Here is a 14,944-nt window from a genome sequence, read left to right as displayed (position 1 = left end):
ATAATAAAAAGTCTCACGAAGAGTCTTGAAATGCTAAAGTACTCTGTTCTTCTATTGATGAAACACAGAAATAAAGAGTTATCTATATTTAGTTAACAATACCAAATAAAAATACATTGTACAGGTTGTCTCAAAACTATACTCTATCATACATTTGGGTCAGAAACCCGTAATCTTTATCTTTTTTACAAAACAAATTCCAGTGTTTCCCATGTTTCGAAAGTACGATCAAAAGCAGCAGTTTTTACTTCCGTTAGCCCTGGAAGATTTTGTTCCTGAAAACCATATCGCCAGAGTACTAAACGACATCGTAGATGTCGTTGATATCACTGCTATTGAATCCACTTACTCTAAGGAAGGCTGCCCAGCCTATCATCCAAAACCTCTTTTAAAAATATTACTTTATGGTTACCTTATAGGCATTAGAAGTTCACGTAAACTGCAACAAATGACTCAAACTGATACTGCATTTATGTATCTGGCAGCCATGCAAAAACCTGATTTTCATACGATTTGTCGATTCCGTTCAACTCATCTTGGCCCTATAAAAGAAATCTTTTCCCATGTTGTTACATTTTGTAAAGAAATGGATATGATTGGTTCCAGTATCTCAATTGACGGAACAAAGGTTAAGGCAAATGCTTCATCAAGACAGAGCAAGAGTTCGGATGCTCTCGAAAAAGAAATAGATAAGATACTCAAAGAGAGTATTGAGACAGATAAACATGAAGATGAAATTTATGGTGACTCGACACCATATCAGATTCCAGAAGAGCTTGTTGACAAGAAGAAAAGACTGGAAAAAATAAAAGCTGCTAAGAAGAAGCTTGATGAAGAAAAGCTGAAAAAAATAAACATCACAGATAACGATGCTCGAATTATGAAGCATAAAGATGGAAGCAAGAAACCTTCCTACAATTGTCAGGTTGCTGTTGATGAAAAAGAGCAAATAATCGTTGCAGCAGACGTTGTCAACGAAGAAAACGACCTTCATCAAATAGAACCAATGATACAGAATGTAAAAAACACACTGGGATATAAACCAACAATAGTGCTTGCAGATGCAGGTTATTTCTCATATGGGAATCTGGAATTTTTACAGGAAGAAGGCATTGATGCTTATATTCCTGACAATTTCTATAAAGCTGAAAAAGAAGGAAAAACCAGGAGGTTCAGGAAGTCTCTTTTTACATACGATGAACAAAAAGACTGCTATTATTGTCCTGCTGCATTTGAAATCCCCTTTACAAGAATACAAAAGAGGAAAGGTGAACCTGATTTAAGGTATTATGTATGTAGCTATTGTTCTCAGTGTGTGCTGAAAAATGCATGTACTAAGAGCGGAAAAAGGACAATAACAAGAGATCCTAGGGAACATTTGATGGAGGATATGAGGGATAAACTGAACACAGAGAAGGGGACGGAAAAGTATCAGAAAAGAATGTCTACCGTAGAACCTGTGTTTGGTCAGATGAAACAGGATAGAGGGTTCAGAGAATTCTTATTGAGAGGAAAAAGGAAGACAGGAATTGAATTTGTTATGATGTGTACTGTACATAATATAAAGAAAATAGCAGACTTTATAAAAAGAGAAGGGAAAAACCTGAAAAGTATGCTGAAAATGATAGTTGGAGGAGGAAGTAAAGGATGGAATAAAGGGGGAATTCGAGCGAGAATAACAAATACTCTATGTTGACCCATGAAAATTATCTCTCATTGTTGAAATGAAATAAAAATGAAATGGGTATTACCCAATTGTACAATTTAAAATGGTTATGAGACAGCCTGCTGTTATCATCTTTGGGTTTTAACTCTCAGTTTTGGTGTACGGTTGCAGCGTACACTTGCCAGTTTGAAACGAGAATATGAAAAAGAATCCGGCAAAAACATAAGCGATAGCAGCTGGTACTATCGATTCACTCCAGAACTTGTCGAGTTTCTTCATCAATGTGTAATTCACGGTATAGAAGAACTTGCAAAAGAACCTGGTAGAAAACTTGGCAAAAAACTCGAAAACTTCCAGGATGTTCTCATTCAAGACAGCACAATTGTTCGTCTTCACTCCTCTTTAGCAGACAAGTTTCCGGCAGCAAGATCAAGAACAGTAGCCTCAGGCATAAAAGTGGGAGTTATGGTAAGTGCAGTTGCTAACGGACCTAAAACCGTTGCTTTATACTCTGAGAAAACAGCTGAGATAAAAACATTGAAAATAGGTCCCTGGATAAAAGACCGTATTCTTCTTGTTGATCTTGGTTTTTACAAAACTCAAATGTTTGCAAGGGTTGAGGAAAATGGAGGATATTTTGTTTCAAGAATAAGGAAGAATATGGATCCTATTCTTGTTTCTGTTGAAGAGGGACTTTCTAAGACAAAAAGTAAAGAGTTCGTGGAAAAACCTGTTAGTGAGTGTATTAAGCAACTTTCTGGAAAAGATATTGATGCAGTTGTAAAAATATCATTCAAAAGGAGAGCATATAAAGGCAAACAAAAGCAGGATGAGATGCTTGTACGTCTTGTTGCAGTATATAATAATGAGGATGAAAAGCATCACATACGTATTACAAATATTCAGAAAGATGTTTTGAATGCAAAAGACATTGCAAAATTATATGGAGCAAGATGGGACATAGAACTGCTGTTTAAGGAGTTAAAAAGCAAATACTCTCTTGACGTTCTTGAAACAAAGAATGTGCAGGTAATTGAGGCTTTAATTTGGACAGCAATGTTGACACTAATCGTTAGCAGAAGAATTTATTATCTTGTAAGAAACTCAACAGCTCATCCTGAAAAAATGGCTCAATATACGCAGTTACGTTGGAGCACAATATTTGCAGAAAATGCATCAGATTTGTTGACAGTAATTCTGAATAGATGTGGAATTCAAAGAACTTTTGAAACGATAATGAGCGTATATGAAAGTCAAGCATTGGATCCGCATGTAAACAGAGAAAGATTCAGAGAAGAATGGTTTGAATGAAAAGGTGAAATGAAAAACACTATTGGTAGATGGAAGGAAGTTCTTAACCGATGACCAATGAAGCTATATCTGCATAAACTAAATTGGATGTTTAAGACATTCAATTTTAGTTCCTAATGAGTTTATGCTTATTTATCTGAAATATTAAATTGCCATGTATCTGTCTCAGAATTAGGATCTTATGACAGGTAATACCCATTTTACTAAAATTGTGAGAATAGCAAATATAATAACAAGCCAAATTACCCAACCGGGTAAATTTTCGGGTGTGTCAACCATAATAACAGATATTTCAGAATCATATAAAAAGACGTATAGATGGATGCCCCCAACTCACCTTTTTCGAATCAAAAGAGCTAGCTATTCAATTAGTTTATAGATTACCCTACACTCGGTGAAATTCTCGGACTGTTCAGCAACTCCACTCAGGGTAAAACCTTTAGGTTTTGCCTCAATAACTCCTACAGCTCGTCTTTCAACAAAAAGAGTGGGATCGGAAAATCCAGATTTCATATGTACTTCGCGGACTGCAACTCCCTGACGTGTGCCAAAGTTCATTTCATTAAAATCCTGAACTTCCCAGCCTGAAAGGTCAAGCATCCTGTCTATATCTTCACGGGCAATTTCTTCCGGCTTTTTACCACTTTGCAGAATCATAAACTTTCTTCCGATTTTTCATCGATACAGGCAATATATATTCATATTGTAAACTTTTTTGAGGCTTAAAACCTTCACTAATTTTATCTGCAGCAGTCCCTTAAATTGCCATTTAAGTGAAAATTTGTGAAAAATAGTTATCTCGCATCTGAATAATACTATCAGTACAACATTAGTCTATTAAACCAAAGGTTACAATAATTCACTAACGATTATATCTCCGCACTGCGATTATTCGTTAAAAATAATATATACTCCGAGTGCATAGTATAACTTGCGTTCTCACTGAATGAACACCCACTAGCAAACAAACACCTACTCCAAAAAAAAATCTACCCCACACTAAAGATTAAAAAACGGAAAAATTCACAACCCACAAGTCAAATAACTCAAACCTCTTCCCAAAATAGAAATTTAAAAGTTAAAACTTTTAGAACTCATTTCGGAACTTCCAGGTTTTTGAGGTGGGAACGCAAACTCTTTTAAAAACAAATAAAAATAAAAAAGTTTTCTGAAATAATTCTTAATAGTTTTTAAGTCTCCTGTCAGCATGAAAATATTCAGTATTGTAAATTTTAGTAGAATTTACGACTTTAACCATAATTTCCCCTACTATTTAAAGTATTAAAGAGGTTATTTCATTTAAACCTGATTCAGCATATTTTTTGCATTTTTTGATATATTATTTGTGTTTTTTATAAATTTTAGTTTTAACTATATGACTGATATAACATTAAATCGATAAACAAAAAATTATCGCAATACTCTAAAGATTATATCTCTGCATTGCGATTATTCGTTAAAAATAATATATACAGCGAATACATAGTATGAATAGCGTTCTCATCAAATGAACACACCACAAGCAAACAAACACCCACTCTAAAAAGATCTACACCACACTAAAAGGATTAAAAAACGAAAAACTCTCACCCCAAAAGTCAAATACCTCAAACCTCTTCCCAAGCTAAAAAATCACAAAGTTAAAACTTTTAAACGCCTTTCGGAACTTCCAGATTTTTGAGATGGGAACGCATCATTTTTAAAGCAAAATTAAAATCCAAAATTCAATTCTTTTATATTCATTTTTTATGTTCTCTTTGATCTTTTCAATATGTTTCAAACTTTCAACCATTTTTTAACTATTTATTATTATATTTTAATTATTTTTATCATATTTTAATTATATTTATTATATTTTGATTATATTTATTATATTTTGATTATATTTATTATATTTTGATTATATTTATTATATTTTGATTATATATATCACACTTTAATTATATATATTACATTTTAATAATGTTTATTATCTTTTAATTATTTATAAAACATCTTTTAATCATTTTTTATCTTCTTCGACCTTTCTCAGAATCCCTTCTGCAGCCATGATCCCGGTTGCAGCGGCATTGACTATGTCTCTTGAGAGTCCTGCCCCATCTCCTGCTGCAAAGAGATTTTTGATGCTGGTCTCCATCTGGCGGTCGACTTTCAGGTGCATGGCGTAAAACTTGACTTCAGGAGCGTAAAGCAGGGTCGAGTCCGAGGCAACGCCTGGAATTATCTCATTTAAAGTCTCAAGACCTTCGATTATGTCCATAACAATCCTGTGTGGGAGAGCCATCGAGATATCGCCTGGGGTGACGTCTTTTAAGGTGTTTATAACCAGGTTTTTGGCAAGACGCTCTTTTGTAGAACGGCGTCCGCGCCTGAGATCGCCCATGCGCTGGAGGACAGGTTTTCCTCCGCCGATTGTTGTTGCAAGTTTTGCTATTGAACGGGCGTATTTGGTTGTGTTTTCCATGGGTTCGGTCAATTCAATATGGACGAGAAAAGCGAAATTGGTGTTTTCGGACTCTTTATTCGTCATTGAATGCCCGTTAGTTGCAACAAAGTCCTCATATTCTTCTTTTACGACAAAACCACGTCGATTGGTACAGAAAGTCCTGACAAAGTCATCATATTGGCGGCTCTGGATATGGAACTTGGGATCGCGGTTGATTTTCGTTACAGGGTCCATGATGATTGCAGGGACTTCCACCCTGACTCCTATGTCAATTCCCCCGTAACGGGCTCCTAAGCCGTGCTTTTCAATCATTTCCGAGACCCAGTTACAGCCCCTTCTTCCCGGAGACAGGACTACGTAACGTGCACGGATAACCTTGCCTCCCGAAAGTATGACACCTTTGCATGTCTCCTCCTCGATAAGCAGATCATGGACCTCGGTCTCTATCTGAAAGTCCACACCGTTATCAACAAGATCCTGTTTGAAGCGTCCTATGACTTCAGGAGCATTGTCCGAACCTATATGCCTCTGCTTGATTTCAATAAACCTGGCTCCGACCGAAGCTGCCCTGCGTTTTAGCTCCTCTATTTCCGGACCTTCTGTCAGAAGAGCAACCTGAGGTGCCCCGAATTTAAGGAAAACTTTATCAACCCTATCAACCAGTTCCCAGGCTTCAGTCTGGTCTCCGGTTAGGGCTGCAAGATCCCCTCCGATGTCAGGCCGAAGGTTAAGGGTCCCATCCGAAAAAGTCCCGCAGCCCCCAACCCCGCACATGATCTCGCAAGGGGCGCAGTGCATGCAGTAGCTCTGGTTTTTCATAGGGCAGAGGCGTTCGTCAATGTCTTTACCCATATCAATAACTAGAATTTTCAGCTCCCCGGCTGCAAGCTCGTAAGCTGCAAACATCCCCGCAGGTCCTGCCCCTATAATTATCACATCATATGCAGAACCCATCTTTTCTTCTCCATCAGCCTGGTTTTCTTTACCTATGAGCAACTCCCCCGGAATTTTCAACGTTAGGAACCGAAATAACCTGTGAATTTCTTTAGCCATTGATATGAACTTATTGATACCTTTCGAGAAATTCCCGCAGCCCCTAACATATTATTATATTCCCTGATTGTATTTACACCCAACTCTATGCTACTCCTGCCTTAATAATGGAACCGGTCTCCTGGGAAAAAGCCTAATTTACTACACTCAGGATGTGAATATCGTGATTCAAATATCCATATGTAGATATTTGTGATGAAGATAGATATTATGCAGATGACCGCGATGTAGAAAATCGCACCTGTGAGCTCGTAAGTTCCCAAAAGTTATTTCTTCAAGCAATTCTCTCGATTCAGGATAGCATCTGCATTGAGACCTCTACACCGGCAGGCTTCATGTTCGTATACAGCTTTCAGTTGTCCTTGCATAGCCAAGCATAGCCTAATCACTGGATAATCACTGGACAAAAGGAATTGCAGCATGAAGGTCATAAACATGCAGGTGCAAGCCAAGAGCAAAAACAGCTTTTGTAAATAATTCTCCTCTTTTCCCACTATTAAAATAATCTTTCCCACTACCTTACAGTATCTTACTCACGGTATAAAAAACATTCATCCATGAAGAGAAATATATAAAAAGTAACTAAAGATAAAAAGTAACTAAAGATAAAAAGTAACTAAAGATAAAAAGTAACTAAAGATAAAAAGTAACTAAAGATAAAAAGTAACTAAAGATAAAAAGTAACTAAAGATAAAAAGTAACTAAAGATAAAAAGTAACTAAAGATAAAAAGTAACTAAGAGGCGGTCTTAAAATTCAAACCATTTCTACATTTGGATAGTGGAGATTTTTGATTTTAAATTCAGATCGTAAATTTATTACATCGGACTATCTCGCTCTAAGTATGAAATCAAACGTATTAGGCATCATAGTTAAAATTTACACTTTAAACATTTAACTGTTTAATTCTACTGTTTTTTCAGTTCAAATGCGTAAGTTCTATCCCCCATTGTAGAATCAAATTTAATTTTAAGACACGCTCTAAAGATAAAAAGTAACTAAAGATAAAAAGTAACTAAAGATAAAAAGTAACTATATCTTCTAAAATTTCCTTGTTAGGTGCCCCCCATATTCTTTGAAATTTCAGAAGACGTCCCAATCCCCAAAATCAAAACCAAATTCAATGCTTACATCATTTATTTTTTTCAAGATATCGGGATTTGGCTTCCCTGAGCATATCGACTGCTGCATCGAGCCCTTCCCACCCGATAACTATCACGTGTTTGCCCTCTAAATTTTTATACGTTTCAAAGAAGTGAACGATTTCCTTTAACAGGTGAGGTGGAACCTGTTCAAGTGTCTCGATATAATTCCACAATGGGTCGGTCTCCGGAACACAGAGTATCTTTTCATCTCTTCCCTTATCGTCTTTCATGTCAAGCAATGCAACAGGATGTACATCTATTACACAGCCCGGAAATGTAGGCTCCCAGGTTAAAACCAGGGCATCCAGAGGGTCCCCGTCAAGGGCTAAAGTATCGGGGAAAAAACCATAATCACAGGGATACACCATTGAAGAGAAAAGCATTCTATCGAATTTGATAACTTTCTTTTCCTTATCGTATTCGTATTTGTTTCGACTTCCCTTCGGAATTTCGATAAGCACACTTTCAACCTGTCTTTCAGTCATATCCAGCACTTCCTGTTTATTGAACTCATTCCAAAACTTGATTTAGCATGATTAGTCAGAATTTCCTTGCAGGCACCTGTTAATGCCTACAGGAACGGAATCTGCGAACTGCTGGCCCGGAGCCATAGTGAGGGGAACATCTTTTCAGTTACAACCTCGTAGGTTACGACCTGTAACAATCCGGAAGTCCCGGAATCTTGAATTCTGACCTTTCCGAGTTTCGCTTAGAGATCGCGGGAAACAGAAGATTTACCGGGAGAGTAGTTTGTTTCGCTTGCGACAATGTCCGCCTTGCAAGGCTGTCACCCCCCACTCCTGCGACCCTCCTCAATTTAACATGTTACAGATATGTTCGGGACAGACCCCTGCGATTTTCACGAGCCTGCCGGCCGTTGAGAGCAGAGGGATATTTGGTTTCCTGCCTATAAAGGTATTGGGGGAGGAGATTCTCCACAAATAGTTCTTCTCCTGCATTTGAATTAAGTATGAAATAATACAAAAAATAAGGAGCCAGATGCGTTAAAAATCAAATATAAATAATTTTGTACCTTTAAATTACAGAAAAATTGCTAACATGCTATATTTTTCCTGAAAAATAGATTAGGATTATATAAAATCTCTGAAATAAGGTTTATTAACTCTAAAATAGCTAAATTTGGGGCTTCATAATTTGATATCCCTAATTTAACGGGGGAAAGTACAGGTGTTGGTGAAGTTGTAGGCAAATAAATTAACCATTTATCTATCGGTTTCTATTTTTCTTTTGATTGCGATTTATAGCCCTGCATCTGCCAGGGAGATTACGGTGGATGACAGTAATTCAGATGCAGCTTTTATCTCGATTCAGGAAGCAGTAAACAGTTCGTCTTCTGGAGATGTAATTCTTGTTTCTCCGGGTTTCTATAACGAAAGTGTGGATATAGGGATACAGAACGTAAGCGTCCTTTCCAAGTCCGAAAATCCTGAGGATACTACTGTTCGGGCTTTTAATGTAAGTGCGAATGGCATTACTGTAAGTGGATTCAGTATACATGAAAGTTTAAACTTGCGTGGTTATATGTCCCCTGCTGGCTATAATTCTTGCTGTCCGATTGAAAACTGTACTGTCAAGAATAACATTTTGAGACTGGGTATTTATGCTGATGAGTGTTACAATTCCACTCTTGGGAAAAACGTAGTTTTAAACTCTGGTATCGGTATACATAGTTTTGCTGTGGCTAATTTTACAATTTCTGACAATCTGATTGTTAAAGGAGATATTGATGTTTATCAAGGACCAGATCATTGTGTTTTGCTTAATAATACTCTTTTAAATGGGAGCATAGGGTTGACTGAATGCGGTTACCACAAAAGTCTCGTAATTATATTTCAAACAATCAAGAAGGTCCTGGAATTGGCCTCTGGGAATCTTATTCCAATGAGATTAAAAATAATACGGTTGTGAATTGCAGTAACGGCGTTTCTATGGAATGGCATTCGTCGCAGAACATAGTTAACAATAACATCCTGCTTTATAATGATAAAGGAATTTGGATCAAAGGCTCGGGAGGAGGAGGAAATTCACTCTTAAATAATACAATTTCGAACAACGACATTGGTATACGGTTGGGAGGCGATTCTTCGAATAATTTAGTAGCAAATAATAAGGTGGAGCTAAACAAGAAATACGGAGTATATTTAAATGGAATTGCTCATACGGCACCGTTTAATAGAACGAACCGGTTCTACAACAATATATTCAACAATACAGTTAACTTCTTAAACGACACAGGTAACTATTACACTACAGAAGCAATAAACAATAGAGCAGAAATATTTCCTGTTGCCTTGAATACCACAAAAGCCCCAGGCACTAACATTCTAGGTGGACCTTACCTTGGTGGCAATTACTGGGCAAAACCTGACGGAACCGGTTTTTCTCAAATGTGTAACGACTGGAATAGAGATGGGATTGGGGACTCGATCTACACGGTCAGCGCGTATGATGTTGATCATCTTCCCCTCGTCTCTATATCCAAACAGGATCACCCAGTATTTCCTGTTGCAGACTTCAGTGCCAACTTAACCGGTGGCTATGTACCTCTTTCTGTCCTGTTTACAGACTTTTCGCAAAATGAAACATCCAGGGTATGGGATTTCGATAATGACGGAATTGCAGACTCTACAGATAAAACAGCAGTTTATGTATACCCGGTAGCCGGTACCTATATTGTCAATCTGACAGTAAACAATGCAAACGGTACTTCCTCGAGATTATATTCAATAGTAGCATCCGATAAGCCTTGATACACTTTCAAGGAGGTTCAGATCACAACAAATAAATCAAATCAGAAGATACCTGTCATTTACGGGGATAAGATAATATTTTTAGATGATCTAAGTGGACGGGACCGTTACAATATCTACATGTACGATCTCTCCACTTCCACTGAAACCCAGATTACAACCAATACTTCAAACTATAACCCTAATACAAGGCCTGCAATCTATGGTAACAGGATAGTTTGGACGGATTGGCGTAATGAATATAGTGTTGATGTTTTTCCCGACATAAAAAATGCGGATATTTATATGTGTACTCTCTCTGAAGCGGATCCATCGCTAAAAACACCTGTTGCTGACTTTTTTGCGAATATAACATCAGGAAATGCACCTTTAAAAGTATTATTTACTGACAGCAGTACGAGTGCACCGATTTACTGGTTCTGGGATTTCGGAGACGGTATTAATTCAAAACACGCTCTAAACTCGACTCATACATTTACCGAACCCGGAAAATACGATGTGAGTCTTACGGTAACGAATGAGAACGGCAGCAATACCAGGATCAGGCCTGGGTATATCACAGTCTCCAAAAGTAAATAAATATCTTAAATTGGAAAATTAGTGAGAAAACGGAAAAGCAATGAAAAATCAAAAACCAGTGAAAAACCGGTGAAAAAGTCAGGGTTAAGGGAGAAATTGGAGGCAATTGATGATCTGACAAAGTAAAACCTTCTGATTAAGCCAACCCCTTAGCCTTGCTTGTCAGATTTGAGAACCATTATCAAGCCTGCTATTTTTCAGTTGACTTTTCTGATAATCAGTCTCTTCAAAATCTTTTTCCCTTCCTTTTCGTTATCGGCTTCATTTCCTTTGATTTCAGAGATTTCAATCCAGACCCTGAAGTAGTAGTCGCTGCCTGCTCCGAGGTCCCGGATCCGGATCTCAACGGGATTTTCTCTTGTAGCTTCCTTTTTTCCTGTTAATTTCTGGTGAAAGGTTTTTGCTGCAGCTTTTTCCGGGGAAGGGGCCGAGACGACTCCGATCATTCCTCCGTTTTCGTCCGTGGCAATGAAGGTTTTTTCTTTTTTCTCCTCCCCTGCCGGAACTTCCTGTTTTATGGTCTCCCGCCTGAGCTGCCTCCTGACCCTGTCAAGGGCATCTCCGGAATTCTGTTTTTGCGGGCTCTGCTTCAGGGCTCCGGCTTCGGAGAGGTGCTTTTCTTTTTTCTCGGGCGGGATATAGGGAGCTTTTCCCAGAAGCTCGTGCAGGAGCATGATTGCCGCGTGTTTGTCGAGGGGTTCGTTGTTGTTCCCGCACTTGGGGGACTGGATACAGCCAGGGCAGCCGCTTTCACAGGGGCAACTCTCGATGGCTTTTAAGGTTCCGTCAAGGACCTCTTCGATCAGGTCATAGCCTTTTTCGGCATACCCGACTCCTCCCCTGTGTCCGTCATAGATGAAAATTCCGCTTTTACCGCCGAGGTCGGAATGGGAGGGAGTTGAAACCCCACCCACATCACTCCGGTCCACAAGCAGGTGAAGAGGATACATGGAAATTATCGCATGTTCAACAGCATGGATCCCCCCAGCAAAGTCAAGCTTATGTTCTTCGATCAGTTCCTGCAGTCTGTTTGGGAGTTTAAGCCAGAGGGCAACTGTCTGAAGGGTTATCGGAGGCATCTCAAGGTCATGGGCACTCATAGTCTCGTCGCTGTGGGTCCGTATTTTCCTGTACCCTATGATCGTGTCCGTTACCTCCACGTCCCCAAGGCCTACTTCCACCTCGGGAGCATGCCGGAGAGGCTTTACAGCGTATGTTTCCCGCACCAGGACCGAGGAATCAATCATGGGTTTTGTGTAGTAACTGTCGTGTGTCTTTACGGCATGGATTTCCTTTTTCTTATGGTCGATCCTGTTTATGTAAAAGGGCTCTCCCCTGTGCATATAAACAGCACCCGGATGGCATTCCCGGAAAGCCAGGGTCTCCTCAATATCTTTTTCGAGAGGAAAGCTCTTTTCCCCTTCAAAGGCGAGCAGAGAGTAGGTATTATTATCTATTCCCCGGAGGGAGACGTGTTTGTAAGGGAAAGAGTCAGGGGAATACTTCAGATCGCTCCCTGCAAGCAGCCCTTCGGCTTCCAGAAGTTCAACGACTCTTGAATACCCTTTACCAAAGTACTTTTCATCGGATGCCCTGAGCGGAATTTCCTTTGCTGCACAGAGCAGGTGCCCTGCCAGGATATAGGGGTTTTTGGGGTTGAGCACGGCACTTTCACTGCTTCGTGCAAAAAAGTCGTCCGGGTTTCGCATATAATACTGGTCAAGGGCATTTGTGCCGGCTACCATAAGGACAAGGCTTTCGTTCCCGCTTCTGCCTGCTCTCCCAGCCTGCTGCCTGGCGCTCATGACCGTGCCGGGATAGCCGTCAAGAATACAGGCATCAAGCCCACCTATATCGATCCCGAGTTCGAGGGCATTTGTGGAAATGACACCCCTGAGTTCTCCGGAATTCATTTTCTTTTCGATCTCTTCCCTTTCCCGGTCAAAATAGCCGCTCCTGTAAGAGCAGATTGCAGAAGAAAGCCCTCGTTCCCTCAAAAGTTCCCTGCAGCTCTTGTACATGCGCTCCACTCCCTGCCTGGACCGCGTAAAGGCAAGGGTCTGAAGCCCTGCCTGGACTGCCCGGGTAAAAAGGGTTGAGGTTTCGGAAAAGCTGCTTCTTCGGATTGTGAACCCCTTTCCGTTCAGGTAAAGAGGAGGGTTCCAGAACACAAATTTCTGGGAGCCATGTGAAGATCCGTTATTTTCAACCACCTCGACTTTCCTCCCCAGAAGGGTTTCGGTATGCTCTTTCGGGTTCCCTATAGTTGCCGAACAGCAGATAAACTGAGGCGATGCCCCATAATACTCCGCCACGCGCAGGAGCCTTCTGAGCACGTTTGCCATATTGCTCCCTATAACTCCCCGGTAGTAATGGCTCTCGTCAACAACAATGAATTTGAGGTTTGAAAAAAAGCGTCTCCAGAGGTGATGCCATGCCAGGAAACTCATGTGCACCATCTCAGGATTCGTTAAAACAACATTTGTCTGCCCTTCCCTGATTTCCCTCTTCTGAGCTGCGTTCAGGGCGCCGGTATAACGGGCTATGCCTGCTCCGGACCCCAGTGCCCCTTCAAACTCCAGGAACGCCTTGAGCTGGTCGTTTACAAGGGCATTCAGAGGAGAAATATAAAGGGCTGTAGCTTCAGGGTCCTTCAGGATAGCTTCAAAAATAGGGATCATGTAAGTAAGGGACTTCCCGCTTGCCGTGCTTGTGCAGAGCACGAGGTCTTTTCCTTCCCTGATCTTTTCGACTGCTTCCGCCTGATGGGAATATAAGGATTCGATTCCGACGCCTGCAAGAGCAGTTTTTACCTTTGCTTCCAGCTCAAGAGGGGTATAAATGGCATCCTTTTCCGGTATTTCCTCTACGTGTACGATCTGGTTTTCATAGCGGCTGGAAGCTTTTATTTCATTCAACAGGCGAGATACGTTCATTTGTTATCCCCGTTTTTATTCATACCTTTCTGTTTTAAAAAATCTACTTCTTTGTCTTGTTTCCTTGCCTTGCTTCTTTGTCTTGTTTCCTTGCCTTGCTTCTTTATCTTTGGGATTTCAAAGTTCTTTCCAGTTCTCTCGGTATAAAAAAGCTTTCCAGGGGTCAACTTCTTTGCCCAGAATTATAATTCTTTCCGGTCAGAGTTATTATCCAATGGACGTTTTCAACCAGTTGTAGGTTGACAATTAATTTTGAAAACTATTTGCGCTCTTAATTTTGAAAACTATTTGCGCTCTTAATTTTGGAATCGATGCAGTAGTTGTCTGAAACCGGAATAATGGCACATGCAAGAAGTCGTGAGAGTTTCCACATTTCTGGGAATCATAGGTGTGATCGCTTCGTTTGCAATATACTATATCAGAGCCAGGGTCCTTCACCTCAGTCCAGAGGTACTGCAGTCTTTTATCTTCCTGAAACTTGCCGTAGCCTGGAACCTGACCATATTTGTTACCCTCAACAGGGGACATTTCTGGTCTTCTCCTCCGAGAAAGCTCCTTTTCTGGTCTGCAGTGGTTACAAAAGTGATGGCAACCCTCGTTGCAGTGTACGGGATCTATATCTCCTATCGGAGGGAAACTGGCAGGTTTTATCTGAATCTACGCACTTACATCTTTTTTATAACCGATTTTATGAAAGTGAAATATTATGAAATTATGGACCGCAGAACGTGATTTTTAAAAGATGGAAAAAATATAAAACCGAATATTTGGCGGGTGTAACAAAATCAACAGAAAACTATGCTGCAACTTCAATATGCATGGAGTTCTGGGTGGAACCAGAATTTTCTCAATTTCGGGACAGCGGTCCGGATTTCCGGAGCTGCTTACACATTTTTCTATTATTATTGCAGGGCTATCTTTAAACGCATTCATATATAAAATGGGGATTTGTTATCCTTCTTCGGATGGATCGGTAAAACGGTACATGAGCTAAAACCCACATGATCAGGAATTAGTTATAGGAATTAGTTATTCTAC

At 39.8% G+C, this 14,944-nt stretch carries 10 protein-coding genes and 1 pseudogene; 6 read left to right on the top strand and 5 right to left on the bottom strand.

Going from position 1 to position 14,944, the window contains the following annotated elements; all coding sequences use genetic code 11:
* The first annotated feature begins 211 nt into the window (after positions 1-211).
* Together MA_RS13970 and MA_RS13965 are read left to right on the top strand one after the other, a co-directional pair.
* Positions 212-1,696 (top strand): IS1182-like element ISMac1 family transposase, encoded by a 1,485-nt coding sequence (locus tag MA_RS13970; protein WP_048066386.1) that lies wholly within the window; start codon positions 212-214, stop codon positions 1,694-1,696.
* 105 nt (positions 1,697-1,801) lie between these two features.
* Positions 1,802-2,977 (top strand): annotated as a pseudogene (locus MA_RS13965) (IS4 family transposase); the annotation flags it as partial.
* A gap of 360 nt (positions 2,978-3,337) precedes the next feature.
* Here the strand turns inward: MA_RS13965 and MA_RS13960 are convergent.
* The 3 genes from MA_RS13960 to MA_RS13950 all read right to left on the bottom strand — a co-directional run bounded on the left by MA_RS13960 (position 3,338) and on the right by MA_RS13950 (position 8,105).
* Entirely contained in the window at positions 3,338-3,634 is a 297-nt protein-coding gene (locus tag MA_RS13960; RefSeq protein ID WP_011022636.1) for a hypothetical protein, read from the bottom strand.
* A 1,345-nt stretch (positions 3,635-4,979) separates the two neighbouring features.
* A complete protein-coding gene (locus tag MA_RS13955; RefSeq protein WP_048066384.1) occupies positions 4,980-6,377 on the bottom strand; it encodes an NAD(P)/FAD-dependent oxidoreductase in 1,398 nt (465 codons plus the stop codon).
* A gap of 1,230 nt (positions 6,378-7,607) precedes the next feature.
* Complete coding sequence (locus MA_RS13950) at positions 7,608-8,105, bottom strand: inorganic diphosphatase (RefSeq protein ID WP_011022634.1); 498 nt, start codon at positions 8,103-8,105, stop codon at positions 7,608-7,610.
* Between the two features lie 805 nt (positions 8,106-8,910).
* Between MA_RS13950 and MA_RS28740 the strand changes: the two genes are divergently transcribed.
* The 3 genes from MA_RS28740 (at position 8,911) to MA_RS28730 (ending at position 10,970) form a co-directional block, all read left to right on the top strand.
* Positions 8,911-9,549 carry a NosD domain-containing protein gene (locus MA_RS28740; protein ID WP_052279171.1) on the top strand — a complete coding sequence of 213 codons (639 nt, stop codon included), beginning with the start codon at positions 8,911-8,913 and terminating at the stop codon, positions 9,547-9,549.
* On the top strand, positions 9,441-10,391 hold the full coding sequence (locus MA_RS28735; protein WP_226990600.1) for a NosD domain-containing protein: 951 nt from the start codon (positions 9,441-9,443) through the stop codon (positions 10,389-10,391). Before MA_RS28740 ends, MA_RS28735 begins: the two co-directional genes overlap by 109 nt.
* 120 nt (positions 10,392-10,511) lie before the next feature.
* Positions 10,512-10,970 (top strand): PKD domain-containing protein, encoded by a 459-nt coding sequence (locus tag MA_RS28730; protein ID WP_052279169.1) that lies wholly within the window; start codon positions 10,512-10,514, stop codon positions 10,968-10,970.
* A 197-nt stretch (positions 10,971-11,167) separates the two neighbouring features.
* On the opposite strand, the gene MA_RS13940 is transcribed toward MA_RS28730, so the two are convergent.
* Both MA_RS13940 and MA_RS27125 read right to left on the bottom strand, forming a co-directional pair.
* Positions 11,168-13,906 carry a DEAD/DEAH box helicase gene (locus tag MA_RS13940; protein ID WP_011022632.1) on the bottom strand — a complete coding sequence of 913 codons (2,739 nt, stop codon included), beginning with the start codon at positions 13,904-13,906 and terminating at the stop codon, positions 11,168-11,170.
* On the bottom strand, positions 13,903-14,073 hold the full coding sequence (locus MA_RS27125; RefSeq protein ID WP_157860246.1) for a hypothetical protein: 171 nt from the start codon (positions 14,071-14,073) through the stop codon (positions 13,903-13,905). Before MA_RS27125 ends, MA_RS13940 begins: the two co-directional genes overlap by 4 nt.
* Before the next feature lie 178 nt (positions 14,074-14,251).
* Between MA_RS27125 and MA_RS13935 the strand changes: the two genes are divergently transcribed.
* Complete coding sequence (locus MA_RS13935; protein ID WP_048065484.1) at positions 14,252-14,638, top strand: hypothetical protein; 387 nt, start codon at positions 14,252-14,254, stop codon at positions 14,636-14,638.
* The last annotated feature ends 306 nt before the right edge of the window (positions 14,639-14,944 follow it).

The organism is Methanosarcina acetivorans C2A (assembly GCF_000007345.1).
Classification (GTDB): Archaea; Halobacteriota; Methanosarcinia; order Methanosarcinales; family Methanosarcinaceae; genus Methanosarcina; species Methanosarcina acetivorans.
Note: the sequence above shows the minus strand (reverse complement) of the source record. Positions and strands in the feature narration are given on the sequence as shown.

Excerpts from the sequence above, each read along its gene's own strand:
- MA_RS28730 (WP_052279169.1), top strand. The coding sequence starts at position 10,512 with ATGTACGATCTCTCCACTTCCACTGAAACCCAGATTACAACCAATACT.
- MA_RS13935 (WP_048065484.1), top strand. The coding sequence starts at position 14,252 with ATGCAAGAAGTCGTGAGAGTTTCCACATTTCTGGGAATCATAGGTGTG.
- MA_RS13960 (WP_011022636.1), bottom strand. The coding sequence starts at position 3,634 with ATGATTCTGCAAAGTGGTAAAAAGCCGGAAGAAATTGCCCGTGAAGAT.
- MA_RS13970 (WP_048066386.1), top strand. The coding sequence starts at position 212 with ATGTTTCGAAAGTACGATCAAAAGCAGCAGTTTTTACTTCCGTTAGCC.
- MA_RS13955 (WP_048066384.1), bottom strand. The coding sequence starts at position 6,377 with ATGGGTTCTGCATATGATGTGATAATTATAGGGGCAGGACCTGCGGGG.
- MA_RS13950 (WP_011022634.1), bottom strand. The coding sequence starts at position 8,105 with ATGACTGAAAGACAGGTTGAAAGTGTGCTTATCGAAATTCCGAAGGGA.
- MA_RS28735 (WP_226990600.1), top strand. The coding sequence starts at position 9,441 with ATGCGGTTACCACAAAAGTCTCGTAATTATATTTCAAACAATCAAGAA.
- MA_RS13940 (WP_011022632.1), bottom strand. The coding sequence starts at position 13,906 with ATGAACGTATCTCGCCTGTTGAATGAAATAAAAGCTTCCAGCCGCTAT.